This window comes from Rufibacter roseolus (genome assembly GCF_017916365.1).
GTDB lineage: Bacteria > Bacteroidota > Bacteroidia > Cytophagales > Hymenobacteraceae > Nibribacter > Nibribacter roseolus.
On sequence record NZ_JAFMSU010000001.1, the window covers coordinates 621,682 to 647,704 of the forward strand.

Below are 26,023 nucleotides of genomic sequence, written 5' to 3' on the forward strand. Positions count from 1 at the left end.
GCGTACACTTTTTGTTCATGCCCGAACATTCCCCGGGCAAAGCGTGCAGCCACCTGGGGTTTCCTGCGTCTTTTCTGGGAAACAGGCCAAAAGCAGCTTCGCTTCCCGGATAAGGGAGTGATACTAGCCGGGTCTTTCCTCAACTTGAGCGCGATTTCCTGCAAAAATCCGGCAGCGGGCAATTTCCCATCTCGTCTCACCTAAACCCTAAATATACCATGAAGAAACTGTTCACCGCTTTACTGTTTTCTTTCTTCTTCTCGGCTGGTTGGGCGCAGTGCGTGTCCACGGAGCAGGACAAGGCCGGGGTAACCGCTGCCTGCCAGGACTACATTCAGGCCTTTTACAAGGCAGACACCACCATTGCCTACCGCAGCGTGCATCCCTTGCTGCAGAAGCGTGGTTTCTCCTATTCGGCCGCGAACCAGGCCTATTCAAAACAACTGGAGATGCCTTTCCCGGCCTTGGTGAGTCTGGCTAAACGGTGGAATGCCGACGGCAAGCAGGCCAATGAGAACTCGGTGCAGAAAGTACAGATCCTGGATATCTGCGACAAAACCGCCTCGGCGAAAGTAACCGCCGTGTGGGGCATTGACTACATCCACCTGGTGAAAGAGCAGGGCAAGTGGTGGGTCATGAACGTGCTGTGGCAGTCTGTACCGCAACAAAAGCTATAGGTTTGCTCTGTTGCTTTTAGCCCTGTTTCCGGAAAAATATCCCGGAAACAGGGCTTTCTTTGTTGTTGATAGGTTGTGTTTGGTTGAAGGTCAAGCCGCCGGGGCAAATAGCGATTGGGTGGCAGGCCTACAGCCTGCCGAGGCAGTTTTTCTGTGGTTTAAAGTGCTCTAGATAAGCGCTGCTCAGACCAGAGAAAAATATTTTGAAACTTTTAGCCATAATTATATGTATGTACATTAAATGTATATACATTTGTGCATCGGATTTCAATAACCGAGCTAAAAAGTAGACTTTAACCTTTTAAAATCAAAATCATGGCAACTACCAAATGGGCAGTAGACCCAATGCACTCAGAAGTACAGTTCAAGGTGAAACACTTGATGATCACCACTGTGACGGGTTATTTCCAGAGCTTCAACGTGGAGGCGGAGACCGAGGATGAGCAGTTTACCAACGCCAGCAGCGTAGTGTTCTCCGCCGATGTGAACTCCATCAACACCAACAACGAGCAGCGCGACACCCACTTGAAATCAGCTGATTTCTTTGATGCGGAAAACCACGGCGAGATCCGGTTTGTGGGCAACAGATACGAGAACGTAGGCGGCGATGATTACCAACTGCACGGCGATTTGACCATCAGAGGCATCACCAAGCCAGTGACGGTGAAAGTGGAGTTCGGGGGTATTGTGGTAGACCCTTACGGCCAGACCAAAGCTGGTTTCACGGTAACCGGTAAAATCAGCCGCAAAGAGTTCGGGCTTACCTGGAACGCCGTAACCGAGGCGGGCAGCGTGGTAGTAAGCGACGAGATCAAACTGCAGGCCGAGATCCAGCTGGTAAAACAAGGCTAAGCTGCTGCCGGAAACTGAGGCTGCGGTTTCGGTTTCCGGTTAGTATAATCTGTTCCTTTTCGGGTTTCGCTCGTACAAACATCATTAAATAGACCTAAAATGCAATTTGAAAGATATAATCCCGCTTACAGAGGTCTCAAAGACCTGGGTTGGCTGAAGAGCAATTTCATCTTCAGTTTCTCTAGCCACTACAACCCAGTGCGGGCGGGTTTTGGGTTGCTGCGGGTATTCAATGATGACTACGTGCAGCCCGAGAACGGTTTCGGTATCCATCCGCACGCCAACATGGAGATCATCTCGGTGATGCTCTCGGGGTCTATGAACCACATAGACTCGCTGGGCTACAAAGAGGTGGTGCACAAAGACTGGGTGCAGATCATGAGCGCGGGCAGCGGCTTGCGCCACGAGGAGCATAACGTGGGCCAGGACGAGGTGAACTTTCTGCAGATCTGGATTGAGCCCAAGCTGCAGAACATCACTCCCCGCTACCAGCGCCGGTTCTTTCCGGAGGAAAAGCGGCTGAACCAACTGGTCACTATTGTGAGCAACGAGGAAGGCCAGGCCCATTGCTGGATAAACCAGAACGCGAAGCTTTCCCTAGGTTCTTTTGAACAGGGGCAGCCGCTCACGTATTCCTTCAACCCGCTGAACAAAGGCGTGTTCGTCTTCAACATCAGCGGTACGTTACAGGTAAACGGCCAGACGCTGAACCAGCGCGACGCGGTAGGCATCTGGGAGACAGACAAGTTAGATTTTAGCTTTTCAACCGATAGCAAATTCCTCCTCATAGAGGTGCCTATCAATCACTAAGCCATCATGGAAAACAGAATATTAGGCCTGCACCATATCACGGCTATTGCCGGAAAGGCCAAAAAGAACGTGGACTTCTACACCAAAGTGTTGGGTCTGCGCCTGCTCAAAAAGACCGTCAATTTTGACGATCCCGGTACTTACCACCTGTACTACGGCGATGAGCGCGGCAGTGCCGGCACCATCCTGACGTTCTTCCCCTACGAAGACGCCCGCCGCGGCAGCGCCGGCACCGGTATGGCTACCAACATCGGCTACTCCGTGCCAGAGGGCAGCTTTGATTTCTGGATTGACCGCTTTGAGAAGCACAATGTCATCTACAACAAGCCCTCTGAGAAATTTGGGGAGCAGTACCTCACGTTCCTGGATCCCGATGGCCTGAAACTGGAGCTGGTAATTCCTAAAAACCAGGACAACCGCGTGGCCTGGGAAACCGATGAGATCAAAGCCAATGTGGCTACCAAAGGTTTCCACAGCGTAACCCTTACCCTGCGCGACATCAAAGGCACCGCCGCCGTCCTTACCGATGTGTTTGGCTATACCTTACAGGAGAAAAGCGGCAACCGTTACCGCTACATCACCGATGCGGTGGAGCACGCGGCCATCATTGACCTGGTGGAACTGCCCAACGAGGCAAGAGGAATCGGCGGGGCCGGCACCAACCACCACATCGCCTTTAGGGTGAAAGACGAGGAAACCCTTATGGCGTTTCGTCAGAAAGTGGCCAAGGCTGGTCTTAACATCACGGAAAAGATTGACCGTAACTACTTCTATTCACTCTACTTCCGGGAGCCGGGCGGCGTGCTGTTTGAGATCGCGACGGATAACCCGGGTTTCGGGATTGACGAGTCCTGGGACCAGCTGGGCTCCAGCCTGCTGTTGCCGCCGCAATATGAGTCGCACCGCGCCGAGATTGAAGCGGTTCTGCCTAGCCTGGACTAAATTAGTTTAGGATCAAATCTCTCGAATCAGTTTTAGGGCTGTTTTGGGAAAAACAGACCCAGAATGGAAGTATTCAACATCACCCGCGTGTACGCGGATAAAAGCGGCGAAAGCCATTTTGCCCAACTTGCCAAGCCCCTGCACTCCGCAGGGGATATTGGCTTTTTGTCTGATCCCGAGGAAGTGGAAAGTATCATTTTCCGGAAGGTGCTGCCCAGCTATGACTATGACTTCCACTGCGCGCCTGCCCGGCAATACATTGTGCTGCTGGACGGCGAGATTGAGATAGAAACCTCTCTAGGCGAGAAACGGCAGTTCAAAGCCGGAGACATTCTGCTGGTGGAAGACACCAATGGCAAAGGACACCGCACCAGAAACTTGTTACCCGCGGTTAGGAACTCCATTTTTGTTACCTTGAAACCGTAATAGCAGTTTACCCATCATTCTAAATAAACACACATGAAACTGGTAGTAGTATCTGGGAGTGCCCGCCCGCAGCGGCAGTCACACCAGGTGGCGTTGGAAGTGGGGAGAAGACTGGAAGCAAAAGGACACAGCGTTCATCTGCTGGACGTGCGGGAACTCAATTTCCCGCTGCTGGAAAACATCTTTGACAAAACCCCCAATCCTTCTGATCTGATGAAGGAAACCAGCGCCGCCATTGCCCAGAGCGATGGCCTGGTGATTGTGTCACCGGAGCATAACGGCAGCTATTCCGGCGCTCTGAAAAACACTCTGGACTATTTCTACAAAGAGTATTTCCATAAGCCGTTTGGGATTGTGGCAGTATCGGCGGGCATGCTGGGCGGCATTAACGCGGCCAAAAGCCTGCAGCACTATGCCCTCACCCTGAACGGGATTGTTTTGCCCAATGCGCTCCTCACGCCCAAAGTGCAGACATTGTTCCAGGACGGGCAGTTGACCGATGCCGCATACAGTGGGCGCCTGGATAAATTTTTGGAAGATTTTCTGTGGTTAGGGCAAGCCATTCAGGCCACCCAGGTTAACCAGGTTATACAATAAAGCTGCCTATGTACACGCACGAAAGACACGTCATCACCCACGGCAAGCCTTTGTCCCAGACCGGCAAGGCCCTGATCATGATCCACGGGCGGGGCGCCTCGGCAGAGAGCATCCTGTCACTCGCTGATTACCTGCCGGTAGCGGATTTCTCGTTGTTTGCCCCGCAGGCCACAAACCACAGCTGGTACCCTTACAGCTTCATGGCACCCACAGAGCAAAACCAACCAGCACTGGACTCGGCTCTGGAGCAGATCCATGACCTGGTGAAATCCATGGCGGGCGAGGGAATCAGCAGCCAGAACATCTATTTGCTGGGCTTCTCACAGGGGGCCTGCCTCACCGCCGAGTACGCCGCCAGAAACGCCCAGCTCTTTGGCGGTCTGTTCCTCTTTACCGGCGGGTTGATAGGTCCGCAACTGAACACCAGCCACTACAAAGGCGATTTCAAAAATACCCCCGTTCTGATTACCACCGGTGACCCAGACCCCCACGTGCCCGTGAGCCGGGTAGAGGAGACGGTGCAGGTTCTGGAAGCACACGGCGCCGGGGTCACCAAGAAAATCTACAAAGGCCGGCCGCATACCATTCTGCAGGAAGAGCTGGAACTGGCGAAAGAAATCCTGACCAGAACCCAGGAGAGTGAATAATCTTCTTATCTTAGAGAGAAAGAACCCTCTGAATGGAACAGGAGATCAAAAACAACACGGCCAAACATCAGTTTGAGACCACCATTGAAGGCAAAACCGCCCTGGTGAGTTATAAGCTGAAAGACAACGTCATGACCGTACTGCACACCGAGGTGCCCGAAGAGCTGGAGGGCCGGGGCATTGCAGCGGCTTTGTCCAAACAGGTGCTGGAGTACCTGAAAAAGGAGAACATGGAGCTGATTCCGCTGTGCCCGTACATGGCGGCTTACCTGAAAAAACACCCCGAGTACCAATCGCTGGTGAAAAAGTAAGGAGCGGTGCGCTCCAGGCAAACCGCAGGTGTTATCTGTAACCGTTAACGTTTAAGCAGGATGAACGTGCAGGTAGATTTCAAAGGCGAGAAAGAAGTTTCAATAGCAGATGGCCAGACCCTGTTGGAGGCTTCCCTGGCGGCGGGTATCCCGCATTGCCATGCCTGCGGCGGAAAAGGGCAGTGCACCACCTGCCGTGTGCTGGTGCTGAACGGCGCTGAGCAGCTCTCTGAAGTCAACAGCTGCGAAAGGCTGGTGCGCGAAGTGCGCAAACTCCCTGATAACGTACGGCTCGCCTGTCAGACCAACGTAAGGGGAGAGGGCGTGCAGGTGCATCGGCTCATCAAAGATGACATAGACCGTTTCATCTTCATCAACGGAATCAAGGAAGACCCTTCAGAGGCCATAGGGAAACGGCGCAAAATGGCACTGTTCTTCATTGACATCCGCAATTTCACGCCCTTCATGGAAGCCAACCTTCCTTTTGACGTGATCCACATCATGCGCCGCATTATCACCCTCTTTAGAAATGCCATTGAGCATTACGGCGGTAAGATCATAGACACCGCCGGCGATGGCGTGTATGCCGTCTTTGGACTGGACACGAACATCAAGATGGCCACCGAGTCGGCTGTATTTGCCGGGATCAAGATCTTGGAGGATGTCAAGATCTTCAACAACACTTACATGCGAGCCTATTTCAACCACTTCTTTGAGGTAGGCATTGGCCTGCACGTGGGGCAGGTGATCTACGGCAACGTGGGCATCGGGCTGAACAACAGCCTTTCGGTGATGGGGTTCCCGGTGAACGTAGCGGCGCGCCTCCAGGCTGCCACCAAAGAACTGAACAACAGCTTCGTGATCTCCGAAGCCGCCTACGGGATGCTAAGGAATCCTCCTTTCTCCGTCAGGACCGCCAAAATCAACCTCAAAGGCGTGAGTAATGCCTTTGAAGTCATGCTCATCGGGAAGCCCTACCAAAACGCCGCCGCTGCCACCGTTAAGGCTGATTAAGTGCCGCAGTAAAAACATCCGATTTAAGCTTGTTTTCTAGATAAGAGGACCTAAAACAGAGGTTGCCCCTACATCTGCAATTTTCCATCTATTGAAATCAGGCACAGCCTTATCTCTTTCCTTCTCAACTGTTCACCAGCGGACACTTTTTTGTTCAGCGCCGGACACCACGCTATCCAGGGATTTTGTAAATTCACCTTGCCAGCCCAGAAAGCGCCTTTTGCCGGGTATGGCACAGTTTAGGTGTACTTTATACAAAACGTAACCAAAACCCGTGGAACAGAGCCTAGGTAAAATCCTGATCATAGACGACAACGAGGACATTCTTTTCTCAGCCAAGATGCTGCTGAAGAAGTATGCCCAGCAGGTGCTTATTGAGAAAGACCCGCGCAAGATCCCGTTCCTGCTGAACCACGATACCTATGACCTCATCTTGCTGGACATGAATTTCATGGAAGACACCACCAGCGGCAACGAGGGTTTTTACTGGCTGAAGGAGATCCTGACCAAAGACCCCAGCGCGGTGGTCATCATGATCACGGCCTTCGGGGATGTGGAGATGGCGGTACGGGCCCTGAAAGAAGGCGCCACCGATTTCGTGCTCAAGCCCTGGCAGAACGAGAAACTCATTGCTACGCTCTCAGCCGCTTCTAAGCTCAAGACTTCCTACAAAGAGATTTCCACGCTGAAGAAAACCAACCGCGCGCTGGCCTCGCAGCTGAGCCAGGACGTGAACCTGGTGACCGGCCAAAGCCCGGCCATGCAGCAGCTGTTGCACCTCATGAACCGCGTGGCTAAAACCGATGCCGATGTCCTGCTCCTAGGCGAGAACGGCACGGGGAAGGAGGTTATCGCGCGCAGCCTCCACCAACAGTCTTCCCGCGCCGATAAGGTCTTTATCTCCGTGGACATGGGTTCTTTGACGGAGACCTTGTTTGAAAGCGAGCTCTTCGGGCACAAGAAAGGCGCGTTTACCGATGCGAAGGAAGACCGCGTGGGTCGTTTTGAAATGGCCAATGGCGGCACGTTGTTCCTGGACGAGATCGGGAACCTGTCCCTGGCCATGCAGGCCAAACTGCTCACCGTTTTGCAGCGACGTGAGGTCATCAGGGTAGGGACGGGGCAGCCCATTCCCATCAATGTACGCTTGATCTGCGCCACCAACATGCCCTTGCAGCAGATGGTGCAGCAAGGCCGTTTCCGGCAGGACTTGCTGTACCGCATCAATACCATTGAACTGAATTTGCCGGCGCTGCGCGACCGTTTGGAGGATCTGCCGCTCCTGGTAGACCATTTCCTCAAGCGCTACGCCCAGAAGTACAAGCAGCCTGCTAAGTCGGTCTCGGCGGCGGCGCTGGAGCGGCTGAAAAGATATGACTGGCCGGGCAACATCCGGGAGTTAGAGCACGTGCTGGAGCGCGCTTCCATCATCTCAGAAAACCACGTGCTGCAGCCCCAGGACTTCTTCTTTCTGCAGATGCAACAGCCCTCCTTTGCTGAAAACGTGCCCCAAACGCATAATCTGGACGAGGTGGAGCGCGCCACGGTAGTCAAAGCCATGGGCAAGTACGACGGCAACATCTCCAAAGCCGCCAAAGAACTGGGCTTGTCCCGCGCATCCTTGTACCGCCGCCTGGAGAAATATGGGCTTTAAGAACTTCCGGTTTCAGGTCATTTTGCGGGTGCTGCTGCTGGTGGCCTCCGTGTTCCTGTTTTTCCGCCTTGATTTCAAGTCCTCGCTGGTGGCCACCCAAGTAGCGATGGGCGTCTTGATTGTGGTGCAGACCGTGGCCCTGATCTTGTTTATTGAAAACACTACTGAACGGCTCATCAAATTCCTGAACACCATCAAGTACGATGATTTCTCAGAGGTTTTCTCCTCGCGCGGTGAAGGCAAAGTCTTTGACGAACTCTACCAGCGCTACAACGAGGTCATCCGGAAGTTCCGCGACATCCGCTCTGAGAAGGAGGCTACTACGCAGTATTACCAAACGGTGGTGCAGCACATTGGCATCGGCATTATCACCTTTAAGAAAACGGGCGAGATTCAGCTCATCAACAACGCGGCCAAGCGGCTACTGCAGGTTTCGCAGCTTTCCCACGTGGAACATCTTAAGAATGAGGCGTCTCAATTGGTGGAGCAGTTGCTGACTTTGCCCGCCGGGCAGAGCAAGGTGCTGCAGTTAAAGCATGGCAAGGAGCGGGTGCCGGTGTCTTTGTTTGTGGTGGATCTGGTCATGCGCGGCGAGGACTTCCGATTGGCCTCCATTCAGAACATCCAGCGGGAACTGGAGGAGAAAGAGATGGAAGCCTGGCAGAACCTCATTAGGGTGCTCACCCACGAGATCATGAACTCGGTGACGCCAATTTCCTCGTTGGCGGGCAGCGTGGCCGCCGATATCCAGGACGTGCTGGAGGCGCAGACCAACGGGCAGATTCTGTTGCAGCGCGAGGAAACCGAGGACATGGGCATGGCCCTGCAGACCATTGAGCGCCGCAGCCAGGGCCTGGTGCGTTTTGTGCAGGATTTCCGGAGCCTGGCCCGCGTGCCGGTTCCCAAAAAGCAGTTCTTCTCCGTGCCAGACATGCTCCGGCAACTGCAAACACTTTTCCAGGAAGAACTCATGCACGAGAACATCCTGCTGCTGGTCAACTACCCCTCGGGCGGACTGCAGGTGCTCGCTGACCGCGAACTGGTGGAGCAGGTGCTCATCAACCTTATCCGGAACGCCATCCACGCCCTGGCTGACCAACCCACCAAAACCCTGCAGATAGAAGCCTTCCCCGACCAAGACAGCCGCGTGGTCATCCAGGTCACCGACAACGGGAGCGGCATCGCCGAGGAGGCGCAGGAGCAGATTTTCCTGCCTTTCTACACCACCAAAGCCACTGGTACGGGCATAGGGCTGAGTTTGTCCAGGCAGATCATGCGGTTGCACAAAGGCTCTTTGACGGTGAGTTCTGAGTTGGGCCAAGGCACCACGTTCACCATGCATTTTTAGGGCGTTTTAGTTAAAGGATGTTAAAATCAAGGGGCTGTCTCTGATAGATGCGTATTTTTCCTGAGATAAGTTTCCGCTATGTTTTCCCCGGTCTTTAAACCCCCGCACCCGCTTAGTATCCTGGCATTGATGTTCCTGCTGTGGTGCGGCCTGGGCAGACCTGCGCATGGGCAGGCGGGGAGTTCTGCCAGCGTGGCCGGTACCGTGGTTGATGCCCAAACCAAGAAGCCGTTGGGCTTTGCCACTGTCTTCATTGCCCAAACCACTTACGGCACCAACTCCGTTGAGAACGGCACCTTTAAGCTCTCTTCCCTGCCCGCGGGCACCCATGAACTGGTAGTGTCTTTCCTGGGCTACGAAACGCTGTCGCATAAATTCACTTTGCAGACCGGGCAGCAGCTTTCCTTCCGGTTTGAGCTCGTGCCCAAGGCCAATGCGCTGCAGGAAATCGTCATCAGGCCAGACACCAACTGGAAACAGAACTACGCCATCTTTCTTAAGAACTTCATCGGGCAGACGGCCAACGCGGCCAAAACCGAGATCATCAACGCCGATGTGCTGTATTTCCATTTTGATCCTGAGGCGGGGTTGCTGACCGCCGAGGCCTCTAAACCATTGATCATAGAAAACAGGGCTTTGGGTTACCGGCTGCACTTTGTGCTGGAAGACTTCCAGGTGGACTTTGCCCATGGCCAGACGTTTCATGCCGGGTACCCCAGGTTTGAGGAGATGAAACCCCGCAGCAAGGCCCAGCAAAACCGCTGGGAAGAAGCGCGGCGCAAAGCCTACAATGGTTCGCTCATGCATTTCACGCGCGCCCTTTACCAGAGAAACCTGGAGGCTGAGGGCTTCAACGTAAGAAGGCTGGAGCGGCGGCCCAATCCAAACCGGCCACCCGAGGCTGAGATTCAGGCCGGGCTGAACCGGGCCAGGGATCAGCAGATGGCTACCACCATCAAAATAAACAAGGGGAGCGCGCAGGAAGACAGCCTCAGTTACTGGAGCCGGATGGCCGGGCTGGACAAGACTGTGGCATATCTATACAAAGACCCTATTCCCTATGACCAGTTGATAGCCCCGGATACTTCCGGCGATAGACTGCGGCTGCAGTTCAAGGATAATCTAAACGTGGTGTACACCAAGGAAAAAGAGGAACCGGGTTTTGTGAACCAACGGGTTTTTTCCAAGCCCCGGCCGCCCGGCTTCCAGACCTCGCTGCTCACGTTAACGGAGGCCTACACTTTTATTGAGCCCAACGGTATGATCCTGAACCCATACTCGCACCTGGTGGAAGGGTATTGGGGCTGGGAAAAGCTGGCCGAGATGCTGCCCCTGGGCTATATGCCAAACTCAAAATAGGCAATTCTGGCGGTGGCTTTAGCCCGCTTGAGGGAGACGAGCTAATTTGAATAATTATATTAGAATTTTTCTGAATTAGGTTGGGGTATAGAAGTTTTTAGATGGAATAATTATATATTGGGTTCAGATTCAGTAAGAACAACCATTAATACCATTTTTTTGAGAAAAGTGCAGTGGGTTCTGCGGGGATAGGCGGTGTAAGGATATAATCTTTACATCGGTACTAAATTTTTATAAAATATTTTCTGGATAATAATCTCTTCTGAAAGTGCTTTTTGGCTCCTTTAGACAAAGTGAATAATAAAGGCTGTTTCTCTGGTCTTCGGGGGAAAGCTATGCATACATAACGAATTACATTCAATTATTTATATATTTAAACCTTACCCCGCTCTATGCCCAATTCTACCCTTTTTAACACACGGTCTTTACTGGCTGTGGTATTCCTTCTGTTCCATTTTGCGGCCGCTGGCCAGGATGCCCCGGTCAAATTCGGGAAAGTGACAGAAGAAGAGCTCAAAATGAAGGTCTACGACAAAGACACCAGCGCCGCCGCCGTTATCCTGGCAGATTACGGCCGGTCTTATTTCTCGTATGCCCAAGACTTCAAAGTGAATTTTGAGCGCGTTTTACGCATAAAGATCCTAAAGAAGACTGGTTATGACTGGGCAAACGTAGTGGTGCCGTATTACCAGCGCAACAGTGACAAAGAGCAGGTCATCAACATCAAAGGCGCCACCTACAACCTGGAAGCCGGTAAAATGGTGAAAGTGAAAATGGAGGATAAAGCCGTTTTTGATGAAAAAGCGAGCGCCAACTGGTCAAACAAAAAGTTTACCCTGCCGGCCGTGAAAGAGGGATCGGTGCTGGAGATCTCGTACACCATTACCTCAGACTTTCTTTTCAACCTGCGTGACTGGACTTTCCAGAAATCCATTCCTGTAGTCTACAGTGAATACAGAGCCACCATCCCAGAGTATTTTGAGTACAAGCAGAATCCGCAGGGCTATGAGCCATTTACCATAAATGAGGCTATTCCCGGCAATATGACCTTTACCGTGCGTTGGAGCAGTTCCATTGAACCGGGCATGGGCGGAGGCCGTACCTCCGGCGGTTCAGAAGTTGTTTCGGCCAGAAGCATGAACCACCGTTGGGTTATGAAAGACGTGCCGGCCATCACCCCAGAGTCGCACATCACCACCCTGGATGACTACGTTTCCAAAATTGAATTCGAGCTGGAGTGGGTGCGGTACCCTAACCAGATTGCCAAGAGGATTGCCGGCAACTGGAACAGCCTCTCTGAGGAACTGATGACCGATGAAAGCTTTGGGTTGCAGTTGAACCGCACCGGGTTCTTCAAGAACGAAGTGGCCGCCCTGCAGTCTGTGAAAGACACCTTAACCCGCCTCAACACCATCTATGAGTTTGTGAAGAACTCGGTGAAGTGGAACGGGAACGGCGGCAAATACGTGACCACCAGCCTGCGCAAAGCCTTTGACAATAAAACCGGCAACGTGGCAGACATCAACCTGATGCTGGTAGCCATGCTACGCGATGCTGGGTTTGAGGCCAATCCGGTGATCTTGAGTACCCGTGACAATGGACGCGTTCCCTACTCGCCAATCCTTAGCCGCTTCAACTATGTCATTGCCTATGCCAAAGTGGGCGATAAGCAAATTCTGATGGACGCCACTGATCCTCTCATGCCAATGGGGATGCTGCCTAAACGTTGCCTCAACGGCAATGGCTGGCTAGTGACCAAAACCGGTGGTGACTGGGTGCCATTGCAATCTTCCAACCGTACCACTGAGCTGATCAACGCAGACGTGCAGATTCTGGCCACCGGCGTGCTCAGCGGGAAAGTGATGGAGTCTACCAGCGGCCTGTGGGCCCTGAACACACGGCATAGCGTTCAGGAAGCCGGGGAGGCCAAGTACCTGGAGAAACTGGTGAGCACCCAGACCCAACTGGAGCGGAAAACGCCGGTTCTTCAGAACCTGAAGGAGCTACACAAACCTTTAGCCCTGCAGTATGAGGTGACCAGCGTGGGAGATACCCAGAACAAAGACATCATCTACCTTAACCCCATGATGCTGAAAACGCAGGAGGATAACCCCTTCAAAAACGCCACCCGCAAATACCCTGTTGACTTCGGTCATGGTTCTGAGGAGGTGTACATTTGCAATTTCATCATCCCGGAGGGCTACGCCATTGAAGAAATGCCCAAAAACCTGATTCTGGCGCTGCCGGAGAACGGCGGCAGATTCACTTACATGCTGCAGGTAACGGGCAACAAGATCCAGGTCATGAGCAAAGTGACCATCTCCAAGCCGGTTTTCTACGCCGAGGAGTACGAGCACCTGAAGCAGTTCTATACCCAGATGGTGGCGAAGCACGCAGAGCAGATTGTCTTGAAAAAGAAGGGTTAATCTTGTTTTTGGCTCATTTTTCTTAAAACCATGCAAAAACGACTATTGGCGCTCCTGCTTTGCCTGCTGGTGGGTGCCACTTCCCGGGCCGGAGACACGCCCACCTACGCGGCATTAACCATCAGCCCAGCCTTGTCCAAAGGCGCCAACGCCGTGGTCCGGATAGAGGAAACCACGTTTACGGTCACTTCTCCAAAAACGGCCACAGAACGCATCAGGCGGGTCATCACCGTCCTGAACGAGGAAGGAAAGGGCTATGCCCAACTGGTGGTGCCTTATGACAAACTCAACAAGGTAGACTATATCAAAGGTACGCTCTATGATATGTTCGGTAAGAAAGCCAGCACCTTGAAAGCGTCTGACATAAAGGACTACAGCAACACCAGCGATTTCTCCCTCTATGAAGATAACCGGGTGAAGGTGGCGGGCGTGTCCCATTCCTCTTACCCCTATACCGTAGAGTTTGAGTACCAGACCACGTCTAACAACATGCTGTTCTATACCCAGTGGCGACCTCTGGACGGGGAGAAACTGGCGGTGGAGAAAGCCACCTTCCAGGTAAACATGCCCGCCGGCATGCCGCTGCGGTACCATGAGCAACTGGTGCCTGAGAAGGCAAGTGTAAAGCAGGAGGGAGGGCAGCAGGTGTACCAATGGCAGGTGAAAGACCTGGCACCTATTGAGCGGGAACCCTTCGGCCCGGCCTTCAGTGAGTTGGTGCCATTGGTGCGTACGGCACCGGCCAGTTTTGAGGTGCAGGGCTACGCCGGAACTCTGGAGACCTGGAAGTCTTTCGGGGAGTGGCAGAACAAGCTGAACCAGGGCAGAGATATAATCCCGGAGGCAACCAAGGGGCAGATTCTGGCTTTGGTGAAAGACCTGCGCACGCCAGAGGAGAAGGTCAAAGCCATTTACCAGTTCATGCAGAACAAGACGCGCTACGTGTCTATCCAGTTGGGGATTGGCGGCTGGCAGCCTTTTGAGGCTTCTATGGTAGACAGCAAAGGCTACGGCGACTGCAAGGCCTTGAGCAATTACACCAAAGCCCTGCTGGAAGTGGCCGGTATCAAGAGCCATTACGCCCTTATCTATGCCGGAGAAGACGACCGCCCCGTGTTGAAGGATTTCCCTAACAGCCAATTCAACCACGTGGTGGTTTGCGTGCCCATGGCCAAAGATTCTATCTGGCTTGAATGCACCAGCCAAATGGCCGATGCCGGGTACACGGGTTCCTCTACTGGTGACCGTTACTCGCTCCTCATCACCCCGGATGGAGGTAAACTGGTGTCTACGCCCAAGTTTAAAGCGTTTGACAACATTCAGAGACGCACGATACAGGTAAAACTGAACGCCCAGGGAAGTGGGGTAGGAGAAGCGCTTACTAATTACACAGGAATCCAGCACGAGGAGCGGAATGGCGTGCTTCAGCACTACAACCCTGAGGAACAGTTGAAATGGCTGTACAAAAACACCAAGATCCCGGCGTTTGAAATCAAGACCTACAACCTGGAGAAGGTAAAGAACGCCCCCATTGTAAAAGAGAAGCTGCAACTGGAACTACCCAGACTGGCCTCGGTGAGCGGGAAGCGTCTTTTCATCACGCCTAACCTCATGAACCGCTGGAGCTCAGCGCCCGCCGTGGCTGAGACCCGGAAGCATGAGGTCATCTGGCCCATGTCTTTCCATGACGTAGACTCTGTGGAATACGAGATCCCGGCCGGTTATAAAGCCGAAAGTATGCCCCAGCCAGTGAAGATCACTACTGCTTTTGGCGAGTACCAGGCCCAGGTGCAGATGAAAGGCACCAAGCTTATCTATGTGCGCCAGCTTACCATGCACAAAGGCCGTCACAAGGCAGAGCAGTACAAAGAACTGGTCAACTTCCTCAAGCAGGTTTCCAGGGCAGACCAGCAGCAGGTGGTGCTGGCCGCCGAAACCACCTGATTCAGGTAAATCTATTGAAGCCCCGGGCGGTGTTGTTTCAGCGCTGTCCGGGGCTTTTAACGCAGTACTTAATCCATCCCCACAACCCTTTATTTTATGAATACCAATGTGTTTTTCAGGCCTTGGCTTGTCTTGCTGTGCCTGGCCCTGGGCCTCAGCACACCGGGCTTCTCCGCCGACCCTTTCAAACTGGGCCAGGTCACGCCCGAGGAGCTGAAGATGACTTCCTATGCCCCGGATACCAGTGCCGCGGCCGTGGTGCTGTATGACCTGGGCGAGTCTTCCTTCCGCTTCACCAAAGACACCCAACTGCAGTTCAAACGCATCGTCAGGATAAAGATCCTGAAGAAGAGCGGTCTGGACCAGGCCGATTTCCTAATCCCTTATTACCGCCGCCGCGACGGGAAAAAAGAAGAGGTCTCAAACGTGAAAGGGTTTACCTACAGCCTGGAAAACGGCGAGATGGTAAAGGTGAAGCTGGATGAAAACGCCATCTTTGATGAGAAGCAGGACGCGAACTGGTACCTGAAAAAACTTACCATGCCCGGGGTGAAAGTAGGCTCTGTGATTGAGCTCTCCTATACCATCACCTCAGACTTCTTCAAGCTTCTGCGCGAGTGGGAGTTCCAGCACCGCGTCCCGGTGAAGTGGAGCGAGTACCGCGTGGGCATGGTGCCTTTCTTTGATTACAAGCACATTACGTACGGAGGGCATCCGTACCATATCAAAGACGCCAAGTTAGAACGCAAGACGGTGCCCGTTGCCTGGACCGATGATGTGGGTTTGGCCAAAGTGGATAAAAGCGGATCTATGTCCATGTCTATAGTACAGTACCAATGGGTGATGAAAGACGTGCCCGCCTTCGTTGAGGAGCCTTACCTTACCAACGCTAAGGATTACCTCTCTAAAATAGAGTTTGAACTGGCCAAGGTGGAATACCCAGAGCAGAAGCCGGTGTACATGACCGGAGACTGGGAAAGTTTCACCAAAGAAATGGTGAAGGAAGAAGAGTTTGGGGGCCAGCTCGCCAACGCCACCTTCCTGAAGAAAACCACCGATGGGCTCATCGCCGGGAAGACAGACTCCTTGGAGAAAGTGAAAGCGGTGCTGAACTTCGTGAAAAACAACATGCGCTGGGATGGCAAGCACCGCATCTACACCGAGAACCTCCGCAAAGCCTTTGACAACCGGCTGGGGTCTTCTGCTGAGGTGAACCTGGTGCTCACCGCCATGCTGCGCCAGGCAGGCCTTGATGCCAACCCCATGCTGGTGAGTACCCGTGAGCACGGTCGCCCGGTGACCAACTCGCCCATGATCAGCAAGTTTGACTACGTCATTTCCCACGTAGCCATAGGGGGTAAAAACTACCTGCTGGATGCCACTGAAAAGGACCTGCCTTTCGGGATGCTGCCATTGCGCTGCCTTAACGTGCAGGGCTGGGTCATGACCGGCACCGCCGGGAAATGGCTGCCGCTCACCGGCTCCGAGAGAAACGCCCAATTAGTTTCCGGGAACATCAAAATCCAGCCAACTGGTGAGGTAAGCGCTTTGCTTACCGAGAATTACCAAGGGGTGCCGGCCCTGCAGGCCCGTTCCGCCATCCGAGACAAAGGCCAGGAGGCGTACCTGAAGGAGTTTGCCAATGCCGGAACAGACTGGGTGCGCCAGGGCGTGAAGATCCATAACCTGGAGAACCTGCAGGAGTCTTTCAAGAAAGAATACCAGCTCAGCAAAACCGGCGAGGCCAACTCCGCTGATCTGCTTTACATTTCACCCATGCTCACCCATGGGCTGGGAGAGAACCCGTTCAAGCTGGCCACCCGGCTGTACCCCATTGATTTCGGGACGCCGGTAGACGAGACCTACGTGTTCACCTACCAATTGCCGCAGGGGTACGAGGTGGAGGAAATGCCTAAAAGTGCCACTTCTGTACTGCCTGGCAACGCCGCAAAGTTCTCCTACGTGGTGCAGATGACCAACGGACAGCTGCAGATCATCAGTAAACTTAACATAAACAAAACCTTATTTGATGCCTCTGAGTACGGAAACCTGCGGGAGTTCTATAATAGGTTGGTAGCCAAGCACGCAGAGAAAATTGTACTGAAGAAGAAAAGCTGATCCATGTTTCCGGGGCATTTTACCTAAAATGCCCCGGAAATACTTCAAGGAGTAGCGGATCTTAATAAACCAACTGTAACAGAAAGCCTTGCCCATGCGCAGGGCTTTCTGGTTTTTATAGAGCCAAAATGGTGAGGACTACCCCTCCTTGGTGTTATTTATGGAAAGATTAAAATGAAGTTACGGCTGTTTTTGGTGTCTCTGGTGTGTGGGTTAGGTCTGGCGTTGGTTGCGCAGGGGCAGCCTAATAATGTCAACCACTGGTTACAGTACTCAGGGTCTTACTGGTTCAGCCCCCGGTGGGTGGTCAATACCAATTTTCAGTACCGCACCTACAAACCTTTCAAAGACCCCAGGGTGGGGTTCCTGGGTGCCGAGTTGCAGTATAACCTGAAAGAGGTTCCGGTCACTTTTGGGGCTGGCTACGCGCACCTGTTCAACCGCAACTACGTTTCCCCCGAGGAAACCAACCTCACCAATGAGGACCGTCTTTACCAGCAGGTTTCCGTGCGAGGTAAGCTTGGCAACGTGGGCATGGTGCATAGATACCAGATAGAGGAACGGTGGCTTACCCAAGGTTATCACACGCGCCTGCGCTACCAGGTGGCCCTACGGATACCATTCGGGCCTAAGAAAGAGGAGGAGCGACCCTGGTACGGCATTCTGCGCAACGAGATACGAGTCATCATCCGCGACCAGCCCTTTGATTCTAACCGAGTTTTCGGTGGGGTGGGGTACACGTTCAGCAAGCACCTCACCCTGGAAGGCATGTGGATGTCTCAACTGGCCGGCGGCGGCAACCACCAGCACTTCACCATGTTCCTCCTGCGCCACGATTTCGGGCGGATGGAGTAGCGGCCGGGTTTAAAGCACATAGCCATTTACAGTCAGTTTTCTTAAAAACAGCCGCAAAACAGAAAGGCGTAAAAACAAGAAAGCCCGTTGCTCTTAGAGAACAACGGGCTTTCTTGTTTTCGTCGGAATGGCAGGATTCGAACCTGCGACCTCCAGCACCCCATGCTGGCGCGATACCAGGCTACGCTACATCCCGATCATTGGTATCTGCTGCAAAGTAAAACAAATTTCAGATTTGAGGAAAGGTGTCCTGAAAAATGTGTGCAGGAATTTAGCAGAATAAAGCTGTTTTAGGCCTGCTTTTCAGAATCCGGGCCCTGAACAGCTTTATTCCATGTCCTCGGTCTGCAGCTGGCGCTCATAGAGGGCGCGGTACAGGCCGTCTACTTCCAGCATCAGTTCCTCGTGAGTGCCGTGCTGCACCACCACACCATCGTCCAGCACCAGAATCCGGTTGGCCAGTTTCACGGAGCTCACGCGGTGCGAGATAATTATGGAGGTCCGGTTCTCCATCACGCGGTGCATGCTGTTGAGGATGGCGTTCTCGGTCTTGGTGTCTACCGCCGAGAGTGAATCGTCTAAAATCAAAATCTTGGGCTCGCGGGCCAAGGCGCGGGCGATGGATACGCGCTGTTTCTGACCGCCGGATAAAGTGATGCCGCGCTCGCCCAGCACGGTGTCAAACTGCGCCGGAAAGTGCATGATGTTGTCGTAGACGGCAGCGTCTTTAGCGGCCTGCAGCATCTTCTCCTCGGGCAGCGCCTCTACCCCAAACCCGATGTTGTTCCGGATGGTGTCTGAGAACAGGAACACGTCCTGCGGCACGTACCCAATCTGGCTCCGGAGGCTGGAGAGGCTGTAGTTCCGGATGTCTTCGCCGTCAATGAGAATGCGCCCGCCGGTGGTGTCATACAGACGGCACAGCAGCGCCGCGATGGTGCTCTTGCCCGAACCCGTGTTGCCAATCACAGCCAGCGTCTCGCCGGGATGGATCTCAAAGGAGAGTTTCTTGAGCGCGTGGATGCCGGTGTCTGGGTACACAAAATCGACCTCGTCAAAGACAATGGCGCCGGTGATCTCTCTCTCCAGGTTCTCCTGCGAGATAATATCGGTTTTGGTGTGCAGGAACTCGTTGATGCGCTGCTGCGAGGCCGCGGCCCGCTGCACCAGAGAGGTAGTCCAGCCCAGCGCGGTCACTGGCCAGGTAAGCATGTTCACGTAGATGAGGAACTCCGCAATTACCCCGGGCGTGATGCTACCGTTAATAACTTCCTTGCCGCCAAACCACACCGTAATGATGGTACTCAAGCCAATCAGAAACAGAATGAGCGGGAAGAACAGCGAGTTCACGAAGTTCAGCTCCAGCGATTTGTCTTTGTAGGTGTTGCTGGCGGTGGTGAAGTTGGCATGCGAATCCTGCTCCCGCACAAAGGATTTCAACACCCTGATGCCCGAGAATGCCTCCTGCACAAATGTGGTGATACCGCTCAGGCTTTTCTGGATCTCGTCAGATTTTTTCTCAATAATGTTGTTCACGTAATAGATGCTCACGCTCAGGATAGGTAGCGGCAACAGCGTGTAAAGGGTCAGTTCCACGTTCACCGAGAGCATGTACGGGATCACCATCAGGAACAAAACCACCAGGTTGATGCCGTACATGATGGCCGGCCCCAAATACATCCGCACGCGGCTCACATCCTCAGAAATACGCGCCATTAGGTCACCGGTGTTGTTCTTGCGGTAGAAGGAAAGGGGCAGGGTCTGGTAATGAGCGTAGATCTCGTTTTTAAGGTCGTTTTCAATCAAGCGGCTCATCACAATGATGGTCTGCCGCATAAAAAACAGGAAAATGCCACGCAAGAGGGCCATGAGCACAATCACAGCACCATAGAATAACGTGCTTCGGGCGAAGGAATCATACACATCCTCCTGCTGGGCGAACCCGTCATGGAGGTTGTACATGGTAATGCCCTCGCGCACCAGGTCAAAGGCGTGCCGCACCACCTGCGCCGGGATAATGGCGAAGATGTTGGAGACAATCACAAACACAATGCCCCAGAAGAACCGGAACTTGTATTTGAGCAGATATTTATTCAGGTATTTGAGTGATTTCACAGGCTTCGGTTAAAGAAAATACGTACTAACACTTGTTAGGATTTTCTTGGTCTTCAAAAATATAAATTTAATTTTGCATCAAAATTACCGATTAGCTTCCCCAATATCTAACAAAGTCCGATTGGTATTTAAGGTAAACACAAATCATGATAGAAGTTAAAGATCTAACTACTGAGCAGGAAACCTCGGTTTTCAGCCAAATAAGCGAATACAACCATGAGCAAGTGGTGTTCTGCCATGACCATGACACCGGCTTAAAAGCTATCATTGGCGTGCATAACACCGTACTGGGCCCTGCCCTGGGTGGTACCCGTATGTGGACATACGCAACTGAGGCAGAAGCGCTGCGCGATGTGCTGCGTCTTTCGCGCGGGATGACGTTTAAATCTGCTATCTCGGGCCTGAACCTGGGCGGCGGAAAAGCCGTGATCATCGGCGACTCCAAAAAAGACAAGACCGAAGCCATGATGCGCAAGTTCGGGCGTTTCGTGAACAACCTGAACGGCAAGTACATCACCGCCGAGGACATGGGTATGACTACCCAGGACATGGCCTACATTGGCATGGAGACCAAATACGTAGCTGGTCTGCCAGAATCACAGGGCGGTAGTGGTGACCCATCACCGGTAACAGCTTACGGTACTTATATGGGTATGAAAGCCGCCGCCAAAAAAGCGTGGGGCACTGATAGCCTGGCCGGAAAAAAAATCTCGGTACAGGGAACAGGCCACGTAGGTGGTTACCTCATTGACTACCTGGTGAAAGAAAACGCCCAACTGTTCATCACCGATATTGATCAGGAGCGCTTGAAGCGTATCTCGGCGGCTACCGGTGCCACCGTGGTTGGTCTGGACGAGATCTATGACGTAGACGTGGATATCTATTCACCTTGCGCCATGGGTGCCACCATCAACGACAACACCCTGTCTCGTCTGAAGTGCCAGGTCATTGCCGGCTGCGCCAACAACCAGCTCAAGAACGAAGACATCCACGGACCAGCTTTGGTAGACATGGGTATCGTGTACGCCCCAGACTTTTTGATCAACGCCGGGGGGATCATCAACGTGTACTCAGAGGTGAAAAAGCTGAACCGCGAGTGGGCCATGCAGCAGACCGAGCAGATCTACAACACCACGCTCAACATCTTCGCCAAAGCCGAGGCCGACGGTACGCACACCCAGAAAGCTGCCACCGAAATCGCGCAGAAACGCGTAGATGATATGGCCAAGATCAAGCAGACCTACTAATTGCCACCTCTCGCTAGAGAGCTAAAGATAGTGAATGCGTTTTCGGGCTGGTTAGAGAAAACTGGCTTGGAAACGCATTCTGCTTTTTAACCCAACCCTCCGGGGAAGGGAGTTTTGGAATGTGTGAGAAATTGGCTGAACGGCAGTTATGGTTATTGGTGATAACACCAACAACGGCGGACGTGGTTGAGAGGGGAACGGTAAGCATAAAGTAGGGGCACCTCTTGTGGGTGCCCTTTCCTGTAGCTGCCGATTTTACCGGAGAACCCGTTGGAGACAAAGCGGTGCCTGGTCTCTATATTCTCCAAACCGTAGAAACAAGACAACCACGCCAGCCTCCGTCCGCAAGGACGATGCAGGCATTGCAGCGGCTCTTCTGGCAAGACAGGCACATGCAGGGAGGCGGAGGTTGGGCGCATGCGTAACCCAACCTCCGGTGACCGCAAGCAGTGGCTTCTCCAACAGCAATGGCGCAAGTTCGCTATGCAACAGAGGACGGCAGCGGGGTGTCACAGAAAGTGAAGAAAAGACTGTTTGAGCGTCAGCGAGTTTCTTTTCTTCTTGATTCTTTTGGTTACTTTTCTCATCAAGGAGAAAAGTGACAAACGTGGGCAGGATGCGACTGCAGTTCTGAGACTTGGCAAGGAAGGGATTAGAAAGTATAGGCAGAAGAAAGAGTGTCACGGAAGTAAACCCTTGCCATAGTAGTTTGAGGCTAACTCCTCACTGCAGTTGCAAACTGCAGACCATGATAGGTCCAAGTCACAGACTTGAACCAGGAAAAGGAAAGGAGAAGGAGCAGCAAGCGTTGACATCCCCTACCCCCTTCAAAGGGGGACCATGTGCTTTGCAGGCGTTTTCCAGAAAATGAAGCAAAAGCGGCAGATGGAGAGGTGCAGCTTACGTCTTTTGGTATTAAGACCAACAACGGCGGTGACAAAAGGCAAGCATGGAGGAACCTCGCCACAGGCGAAACTAAATTAAAATAACTCCGGTTTGCTTCTTGCCCCGTTAGTTCGGACCTTTGCGGCTGAATTGGGGGCCGGGCCGTATAAGCCTTCAAGGCGGCCCGTTTCAAGCCAACTTTTACCGTAATTTTCACGTTCACCACGTTCTTTCCTTATTATCATGCTCAACCGCAGAATACTCCGAATCAAAGCCATGCAAGCTATTTACGCCTATGTGCAGGCAGAAGGGTCTGACTACCAGTTGGCCCTGGACTTGATTGCGGATAGATTTGCCCCCGACCTGATGGCCATTGAGGTCCAGGACCGTAGAAAACTGGAAGGGCAGAAGCAGATCGCCAGCCTGCTGTTCAAAGAATGGTACGAGACCAAGAAGTTTGACACCGAGGAGAAAGACCGTGAAATTCTGGATGCTGCCCAGGCGGCCGTCAACTTCTACCAGAACACCCTGCGCAAAGACCTCAAGTATTTCGGGAACCAGATGCTCACCGCTGCTGAGGAAATCTATGACCGCTACCTGCTTACCCTGCTGGTGGGCCAGGAATTGGTGAACCTCATTGAAGGCGAGGAGCAGAAAGCGGCCACCCGCTTCACTGAGCGCAAAGACGTGAACCTGCGCAAACTCCTGGATAACAAAGCCCTGCAGAAACTGTTGGCCAACAAATTCCTGGAGCAGCGCGTGATCCGGAGAAACCTGAGCTGGGCCGGTGAGATGGAGGTTATCCAGAAGATCTACCGCAACAACCTCAAGTCTGACGAGGAAGTGCTGGCCTATCTGCAGATTCAGGAGCCTACCTATGAGCAGGACCACGATTTGCTCAAACATATCTTCAAAAACGTTATCTTTAAGGACGAGAACCTGCAGACCCTATTTGAGGAAAAAGACCTGAACTGGGTTGAGAACAAATCGGTGGTGAAGAATCTGGTGAACAAATCCATCAAGATGCTGGAGGAGGACACCGATGAGAACCTGCCGCTGCTGGATTTGTCTGCCAGCTGGGAAGATGACAAAGCGTTTTTTGAGGACCTCTACAACGAGACCCTGAAAAACGACGAGAAATACGAGGCCATGATCTCTGAGAGCGTGCAAAACTGGGATGTGGAGCGCGTAGCCCAGCTAGACAAGATCATCCTCAAAATGGCACTTTGCGAGATGCACATTTTCCTGAGCATCCCCGTGAAAGTGACTATTAACGAGTACATTGACATCTCCAAGGTTTACAGCACGCCTAAAAGCAAGCAGTTCATCAACGGGGTGCTGGACAAGCTCTCGCAGGACCTGCTTTCCAGCGGTGCCATCCGGAAATCGGGCAGAGGATTGCTGGATAACAAATAATCTCGGCCGGTTTTCGTTCGTAAGGAATATAAATGAGCTTTGAGTGCGGCGTTTGGGTGCTGTTTTTCTTAAAACAAGCCCTAAACGCGGCGCGGCTCCCAGATACAACCTACTATAACACTACCTAAACTATGGGCAAAAAAACCAATGCTATCCTTGCCTTTTCCTCCGGTATCGCCACAGGGGCGGTATTAGGTATCCTGTTTGCGCCGGAAAAAGGCCGTGAAACCCGTGACAAACTGAGTTTTCAATTAGAGAAATACCGCGCCAGGCTGTTGGAGCTTTCCAATGACCTCATTGCCGGAAGAGAAGAACAAGGTTCTGCCGCCAAAACCGAAGGGCAGCGCGTGATCAAAGACGCCCGTGACAAAGCCGAGCGCCTTCTGCTGGACGTGGACTCCCTCATCAACGAAATAAACAGTAAAAAGGAAATATAAGCCCCTGCCCATGACAACCGTTACCCTTATTCCCGGCGACGGGATAGGTCCTGAGATCACAGAAGCCGTAAAGGCGATCTTTGCAGCCGCAGAAGTGCCCATTACCTGGGAAGAAGAAAACGCTGGCCAAACTACCTTTGATGCCAAAGGCGAGCTCATCCCGCAATCCCTTATTGACTCCCTGGAGCGTAACAGAATCGCCTTGAAGGGCCCTATCACCACCCCGGTGGGCAAAGGGTTCAAGAGCATCAACGTGCAGCTGCGCCAGAAATTCGACTTATATTCCAACGTGCGCCCCGCCAAAACCACGGCTGGCGTGAAAACCCGCTTTGAGAACGTAGACCTGGTGCTGTTCAGAGAGAACACCGAGGGCCTTTACTCCGGTCTGGAGATGTACGATGAGCGCCTGGGTATCTCTGATTCCATCGCCCGCGTAACCGTGGAAGGCTGCCACAAAATCGTGCGCGCCGCATTCCAGTACGCCGCTAAGCACAATCGCCCCAAAGTAACCGTTGCCCACAAAGCCAACATCCTGAAATCTGCGGGAAGGTTGATTCTGGAGGCTGCGGCCAACGTGTCTAAGGAGTTTCCTGAGGTGCAGTGGGATGAGAAAATCATTGACAACATGTGCATGCAGCTGGTGAGCAAGCCAGAGCAGTTTGAAGTGATCGTGACCACCAACCTCTTCGGGGATATCTTGTCTGATTTGTGCGCCGGTCTGGTAGGCGGATTGGGCGTGGTATCTGGTGCCAACATCGGTGACGATATGGCCATCTTTGAAGCTGTGCACGGCTCTGCCCCTGACATTGCTGGTCAAGGCCTTGCCAACCCAACCGCTCTGTTGCGTTCAGGTTTGATGATGTTGCAGCACATGGGCTTGCATGAGCACGCAGACCGCATTGACAATGCCTTGGAGATTACCCTACTAGATAAAAGCTGCTGCACTCGTGATTTAGGCGGAACTGCCTCTACCTCAGAATTTGCGCAGCATATCATTTCTAATTTGTAACTTGTCCTGTACTTAAATCAGGCTAAATAATATGAAAAAGCAATTTGTGATCGCGTTGCTCCTAGCCGGTGGCCTTTGGACCTCTAGCTGCGAGAAAAAAGCAACAGAAGAGACCGCCACTGCCACTGAGCAGAACGCGTCTGAAGGCAGCGCTGCCGTTGCCGCCAATGACCCCGCCACTAACCCCAACGTAACGGGCCAGGAGGCGGTGAACCCTAATGCCCCTAAGCCAGTCATGACGTTCAAGGAAACCGAATTTGACTTTGGTGACATCAAGGCCGATAAGAAAGTAGAGCATACCTTCACCTTCACCAACACCGGTAAAGCACCTTTGATCATTGAGAACGCCTCCGCTACCTGCGGCTGTACCGTTCCAGAGTGGCCGCATGAGCCAATTGCCCCAGGTGGAACCGGTCAAATCAAAGTGGTATTTGACCCAACCGGAAAATCTGGTCAGCAGTCAAAGCAAATCACCATCACAGCCAACACTGATCCGCAGATCAACCAGGTAAGCATTAAAACCAACATCACTGGCACAGTGCCACAAGCAGGAGCAGACGGACCTGTTCGCATGTAATCTTAGAACATCCTTATGTTAACTGTATTATTGCAAGCCTCCCCTGAGGGGGCAAACCTTTATTCCAACTTCCTGTTCATCGGGTTGATTATTCTGGTGTTCTACTTTTTCATGGTGCGCCCGCAGCAGAAAAAAGCCAAAGACCAGAAGAAATTCCGCGAGGAGCTGAAGCGTGGGATGAACGTAGTAACCATTGGCGGTCTGCACGGCCGCTTGCTTAGCATAGACGATGACACCGTCTGGATTGAAGTAGACAAAGGCATTAAACTTAAGTTTGACAAAGTAGCGATTGCGGTGGAAGCCACTAGCCGGGTGAATGCCAACACCACCGCCGATACCCCTAACACCTAAGAGCCA

Annotated in this window: 23 protein-coding genes and 1 tRNA gene; 22 read left to right on the plus strand and 2 right to left on the minus strand. The window is 52.8% G+C overall.

All coding sequences use genetic code 11. The features are described from left to right. The first annotated feature begins 218 nt into the window (after positions 1–218). The 16 genes from J3P35_RS02605 (at position 219) to J3P35_RS02680 (ending at position 17,980) form a co-directional block, all read left to right on the plus strand. A complete protein-coding gene (locus tag J3P35_RS02605; RefSeq protein WP_210462756.1) occupies positions 219–677 on the plus strand; it encodes a nuclear transport factor 2 family protein in 459 nt (152 codons plus the stop codon). 315 nt (positions 678–992) lie between these two features. Continuing rightward, the gene (locus J3P35_RS02610; RefSeq protein ID WP_210462757.1) at positions 993–1,529 is read left to right on the plus strand and encodes a YceI family protein; all 537 of its coding nucleotides are present in this window, start codon (positions 993–995) and stop codon (positions 1,527–1,529) included. Positions 1,530–1,628: 99 nt separating this feature from the next. After that, complete coding sequence (locus J3P35_RS02615) at positions 1,629–2,339, plus strand: pirin family protein (protein ID WP_210462758.1); 711 nt, start codon at positions 1,629–1,631, stop codon at positions 2,337–2,339. A 6-nt stretch (positions 2,340–2,345) separates the two neighbouring features. Then, positions 2,346–3,281, plus strand: coding sequence for a ring-cleaving dioxygenase (locus tag J3P35_RS02620; protein WP_210462760.1), 936 nt, complete (start codon positions 2,346–2,348; stop codon positions 3,279–3,281). Between the two features lie 63 nt (positions 3,282–3,344). Beyond that, complete coding sequence (locus J3P35_RS02625; protein WP_210462762.1) at positions 3,345–3,707, plus strand: cupin domain-containing protein; 363 nt, start codon at positions 3,345–3,347, stop codon at positions 3,705–3,707. Positions 3,708–3,740: 33 nt separating this feature from the next. Beyond that, positions 3,741–4,304 (plus strand): NADPH-dependent FMN reductase, encoded by a 564-nt coding sequence (locus tag J3P35_RS02630; protein WP_210462764.1) that lies wholly within the window; start codon positions 3,741–3,743, stop codon positions 4,302–4,304. Between the two features lie 8 nt (positions 4,305–4,312). Then, positions 4,313–4,951, plus strand: coding sequence for an alpha/beta hydrolase (locus tag J3P35_RS02635; RefSeq protein WP_210462766.1), 639 nt, complete (start codon positions 4,313–4,315; stop codon positions 4,949–4,951). Positions 4,952–4,983: 32 nt separating this feature from the next. Further along, on the plus strand, positions 4,984–5,262 hold the full coding sequence (locus tag J3P35_RS02640) for a GNAT family N-acetyltransferase (RefSeq protein ID WP_210462768.1): 279 nt from the start codon (positions 4,984–4,986) through the stop codon (positions 5,260–5,262). Positions 5,263–5,322: 60 nt separating this feature from the next. Then, a complete protein-coding gene (locus tag J3P35_RS02645; protein WP_210462770.1) occupies positions 5,323–6,276 on the plus strand; it encodes an adenylate/guanylate cyclase domain-containing protein in 954 nt (317 codons plus the stop codon). A gap of 274 nt (positions 6,277–6,550) precedes the next feature. Further along, positions 6,551–7,930, plus strand: a complete 1,380-nt coding sequence (locus tag J3P35_RS02650) for a sigma-54-dependent transcriptional regulator (RefSeq protein WP_210462772.1) — start codon at positions 6,551–6,553, stop codon at positions 7,928–7,930. Further along, positions 7,920–9,278, plus strand: coding sequence for a sensor histidine kinase (locus J3P35_RS02655; RefSeq protein ID WP_210462774.1), 1,359 nt, complete (start codon positions 7,920–7,922; stop codon positions 9,276–9,278). Before J3P35_RS02650 ends, J3P35_RS02655 begins: the two co-directional genes overlap by 11 nt. Positions 9,279–9,356: 78 nt before the next feature. Then, complete coding sequence (locus J3P35_RS02660) at positions 9,357–10,637, plus strand: carboxypeptidase-like regulatory domain-containing protein (RefSeq protein WP_210462776.1); 1,281 nt, start codon at positions 9,357–9,359, stop codon at positions 10,635–10,637. Positions 10,638–11,029: 392 nt separating this feature from the next. Then, the gene (locus J3P35_RS02665) at positions 11,030–13,063 is read left to right on the plus strand and encodes a DUF3857 domain-containing protein (protein WP_210462778.1); all 2,034 of its coding nucleotides are present in this window, start codon (positions 11,030–11,032) and stop codon (positions 13,061–13,063) included. Positions 13,064–13,093: 30 nt separating this feature from the next. Continuing rightward, positions 13,094–15,007 (plus strand): DUF3857 domain-containing protein, encoded by a 1,914-nt coding sequence (locus tag J3P35_RS02670; protein ID WP_210462780.1) that lies wholly within the window; start codon positions 13,094–13,096, stop codon positions 15,005–15,007. A gap of 96 nt (positions 15,008–15,103) precedes the next feature. Then, positions 15,104–17,125, plus strand: coding sequence for a DUF3857 domain-containing protein (locus J3P35_RS02675; protein WP_210462782.1), 2,022 nt, complete (start codon positions 15,104–15,106; stop codon positions 17,123–17,125). A 174-nt stretch (positions 17,126–17,299) separates the two neighbouring features. Next, positions 17,300–17,980, plus strand: coding sequence for a DUF2490 domain-containing protein (locus J3P35_RS02680; protein WP_210462783.1), 681 nt, complete (start codon positions 17,300–17,302; stop codon positions 17,978–17,980). A 122-nt stretch (positions 17,981–18,102) separates the two neighbouring features. On the opposite strand, the gene J3P35_RS02685 is transcribed toward J3P35_RS02680, so the two are convergent. Continuing rightward, positions 18,103–18,176: transfer RNA gene (locus J3P35_RS02685), tRNA-Pro, on the minus strand. A 131-nt stretch (positions 18,177–18,307) separates the two neighbouring features. Next, a complete protein-coding gene (locus J3P35_RS02690; RefSeq protein WP_210462785.1) occupies positions 18,308–20,095 on the minus strand; it encodes an ABC transporter ATP-binding protein in 1,788 nt (595 codons plus the stop codon). A 146-nt stretch (positions 20,096–20,241) separates the two neighbouring features. On the opposite strand from J3P35_RS02690, the gene J3P35_RS02695 reads away from it, so the two are divergent. From J3P35_RS02695 to yajC, 6 genes are all read left to right on the plus strand, one after another. After that, positions 20,242–21,342 (plus strand): Glu/Leu/Phe/Val dehydrogenase dimerization domain-containing protein, encoded by a 1,101-nt coding sequence (locus J3P35_RS02695; RefSeq protein ID WP_210462787.1) that lies wholly within the window; start codon positions 20,242–20,244, stop codon positions 21,340–21,342. A 1,161-nt stretch (positions 21,343–22,503) separates the two neighbouring features. After that, entirely contained in the window at positions 22,504–23,643 is a 1,140-nt protein-coding gene (gene nusB / locus J3P35_RS02700) for a transcription antitermination factor NusB (protein ID WP_246849916.1), read from the plus strand. Between the two features lie 131 nt (positions 23,644–23,774). After that, positions 23,775–24,080: a YtxH domain-containing protein gene (locus tag J3P35_RS02705; RefSeq protein WP_062543282.1), complete on the plus strand. Its 306-nt coding sequence runs from the start codon at positions 23,775–23,777 to the stop codon at positions 24,078–24,080. 10 nt (positions 24,081–24,090) lie between these two features. Continuing rightward, the gene (locus J3P35_RS02710; RefSeq protein ID WP_210462791.1) at positions 24,091–25,089 is read left to right on the plus strand and encodes an isocitrate/isopropylmalate dehydrogenase family protein; all 999 of its coding nucleotides are present in this window, start codon (positions 24,091–24,093) and stop codon (positions 25,087–25,089) included. 31 nt (positions 25,090–25,120) lie between these two features. Continuing rightward, positions 25,121–25,666: a DUF1573 domain-containing protein gene (locus J3P35_RS02715; protein ID WP_210462793.1), complete on the plus strand. Its 546-nt coding sequence runs from the start codon at positions 25,121–25,123 to the stop codon at positions 25,664–25,666. Between the two features lie 15 nt (positions 25,667–25,681). Further along, the gene (gene yajC / locus J3P35_RS02720) at positions 25,682–26,017 is read left to right on the plus strand and encodes a preprotein translocase subunit YajC (RefSeq protein ID WP_210462795.1); all 336 of its coding nucleotides are present in this window, start codon (positions 25,682–25,684) and stop codon (positions 26,015–26,017) included. Positions 26,018–26,023 lie beyond the last annotated feature (6 nt).

Coding starts and splice junctions, on each gene's coding strand:
- J3P35_RS02710 (WP_210462791.1), top strand. CDS start 24,091: ATGACAACCGTTACCCTTATTCCCGGCGACGGGATAGGTCCTGAGATC.
- J3P35_RS02675 (WP_210462782.1), top strand. CDS start 15,104: ATGAATACCAATGTGTTTTTCAGGCCTTGGCTTGTCTTGCTGTGCCTG.
- J3P35_RS02655 (WP_210462774.1), top strand. CDS start 7,920: ATGGGCTTTAAGAACTTCCGGTTTCAGGTCATTTTGCGGGTGCTGCTG.
- J3P35_RS02645 (WP_210462770.1), top strand. CDS start 5,323: ATGAACGTGCAGGTAGATTTCAAAGGCGAGAAAGAAGTTTCAATAGCA.
- J3P35_RS02680 (WP_210462783.1), top strand. CDS start 17,300: ATGAAGTTACGGCTGTTTTTGGTGTCTCTGGTGTGTGGGTTAGGTCTG.
- J3P35_RS02630 (WP_210462764.1), top strand. CDS start 3,741: ATGAAACTGGTAGTAGTATCTGGGAGTGCCCGCCCGCAGCGGCAGTCA.
- J3P35_RS02660 (WP_210462776.1), top strand. CDS start 9,357: ATGTTTTCCCCGGTCTTTAAACCCCCGCACCCGCTTAGTATCCTGGCA.
- J3P35_RS02640 (WP_210462768.1), top strand. CDS start 4,984: ATGGAACAGGAGATCAAAAACAACACGGCCAAACATCAGTTTGAGACC.
- J3P35_RS02615 (WP_210462758.1), top strand. CDS start 1,629: ATGCAATTTGAAAGATATAATCCCGCTTACAGAGGTCTCAAAGACCTG.
- J3P35_RS02665 (WP_210462778.1), top strand. CDS start 11,030: ATGCCCAATTCTACCCTTTTTAACACACGGTCTTTACTGGCTGTGGTA.
- J3P35_RS02635 (WP_210462766.1), top strand. CDS start 4,313: ATGTACACGCACGAAAGACACGTCATCACCCACGGCAAGCCTTTGTCC.
- J3P35_RS02625 (WP_210462762.1), top strand. CDS start 3,345: ATGGAAGTATTCAACATCACCCGCGTGTACGCGGATAAAAGCGGCGAA.
- J3P35_RS02610 (WP_210462757.1), top strand. CDS start 993: ATGGCAACTACCAAATGGGCAGTAGACCCAATGCACTCAGAAGTACAG.
- yajC (WP_210462795.1), top strand. CDS start 25,682: ATGTTAACTGTATTATTGCAAGCCTCCCCTGAGGGGGCAAACCTTTAT.
- J3P35_RS02695 (WP_210462787.1), top strand. CDS start 20,242: ATGATAGAAGTTAAAGATCTAACTACTGAGCAGGAAACCTCGGTTTTC.
- nusB (WP_246849916.1), top strand. CDS start 22,504: ATGCAAGCTATTTACGCCTATGTGCAGGCAGAAGGGTCTGACTACCAG.
- J3P35_RS02715 (WP_210462793.1), top strand. CDS start 25,121: ATGAAAAAGCAATTTGTGATCGCGTTGCTCCTAGCCGGTGGCCTTTGG.
- J3P35_RS02605 (WP_210462756.1), top strand. CDS start 219: ATGAAGAAACTGTTCACCGCTTTACTGTTTTCTTTCTTCTTCTCGGCT.
- J3P35_RS02705 (WP_062543282.1), top strand. CDS start 23,775: ATGGGCAAAAAAACCAATGCTATCCTTGCCTTTTCCTCCGGTATCGCC.
- J3P35_RS02620 (WP_210462760.1), top strand. CDS start 2,346: ATGGAAAACAGAATATTAGGCCTGCACCATATCACGGCTATTGCCGGA.
- J3P35_RS02670 (WP_210462780.1), top strand. CDS start 13,094: ATGCAAAAACGACTATTGGCGCTCCTGCTTTGCCTGCTGGTGGGTGCC.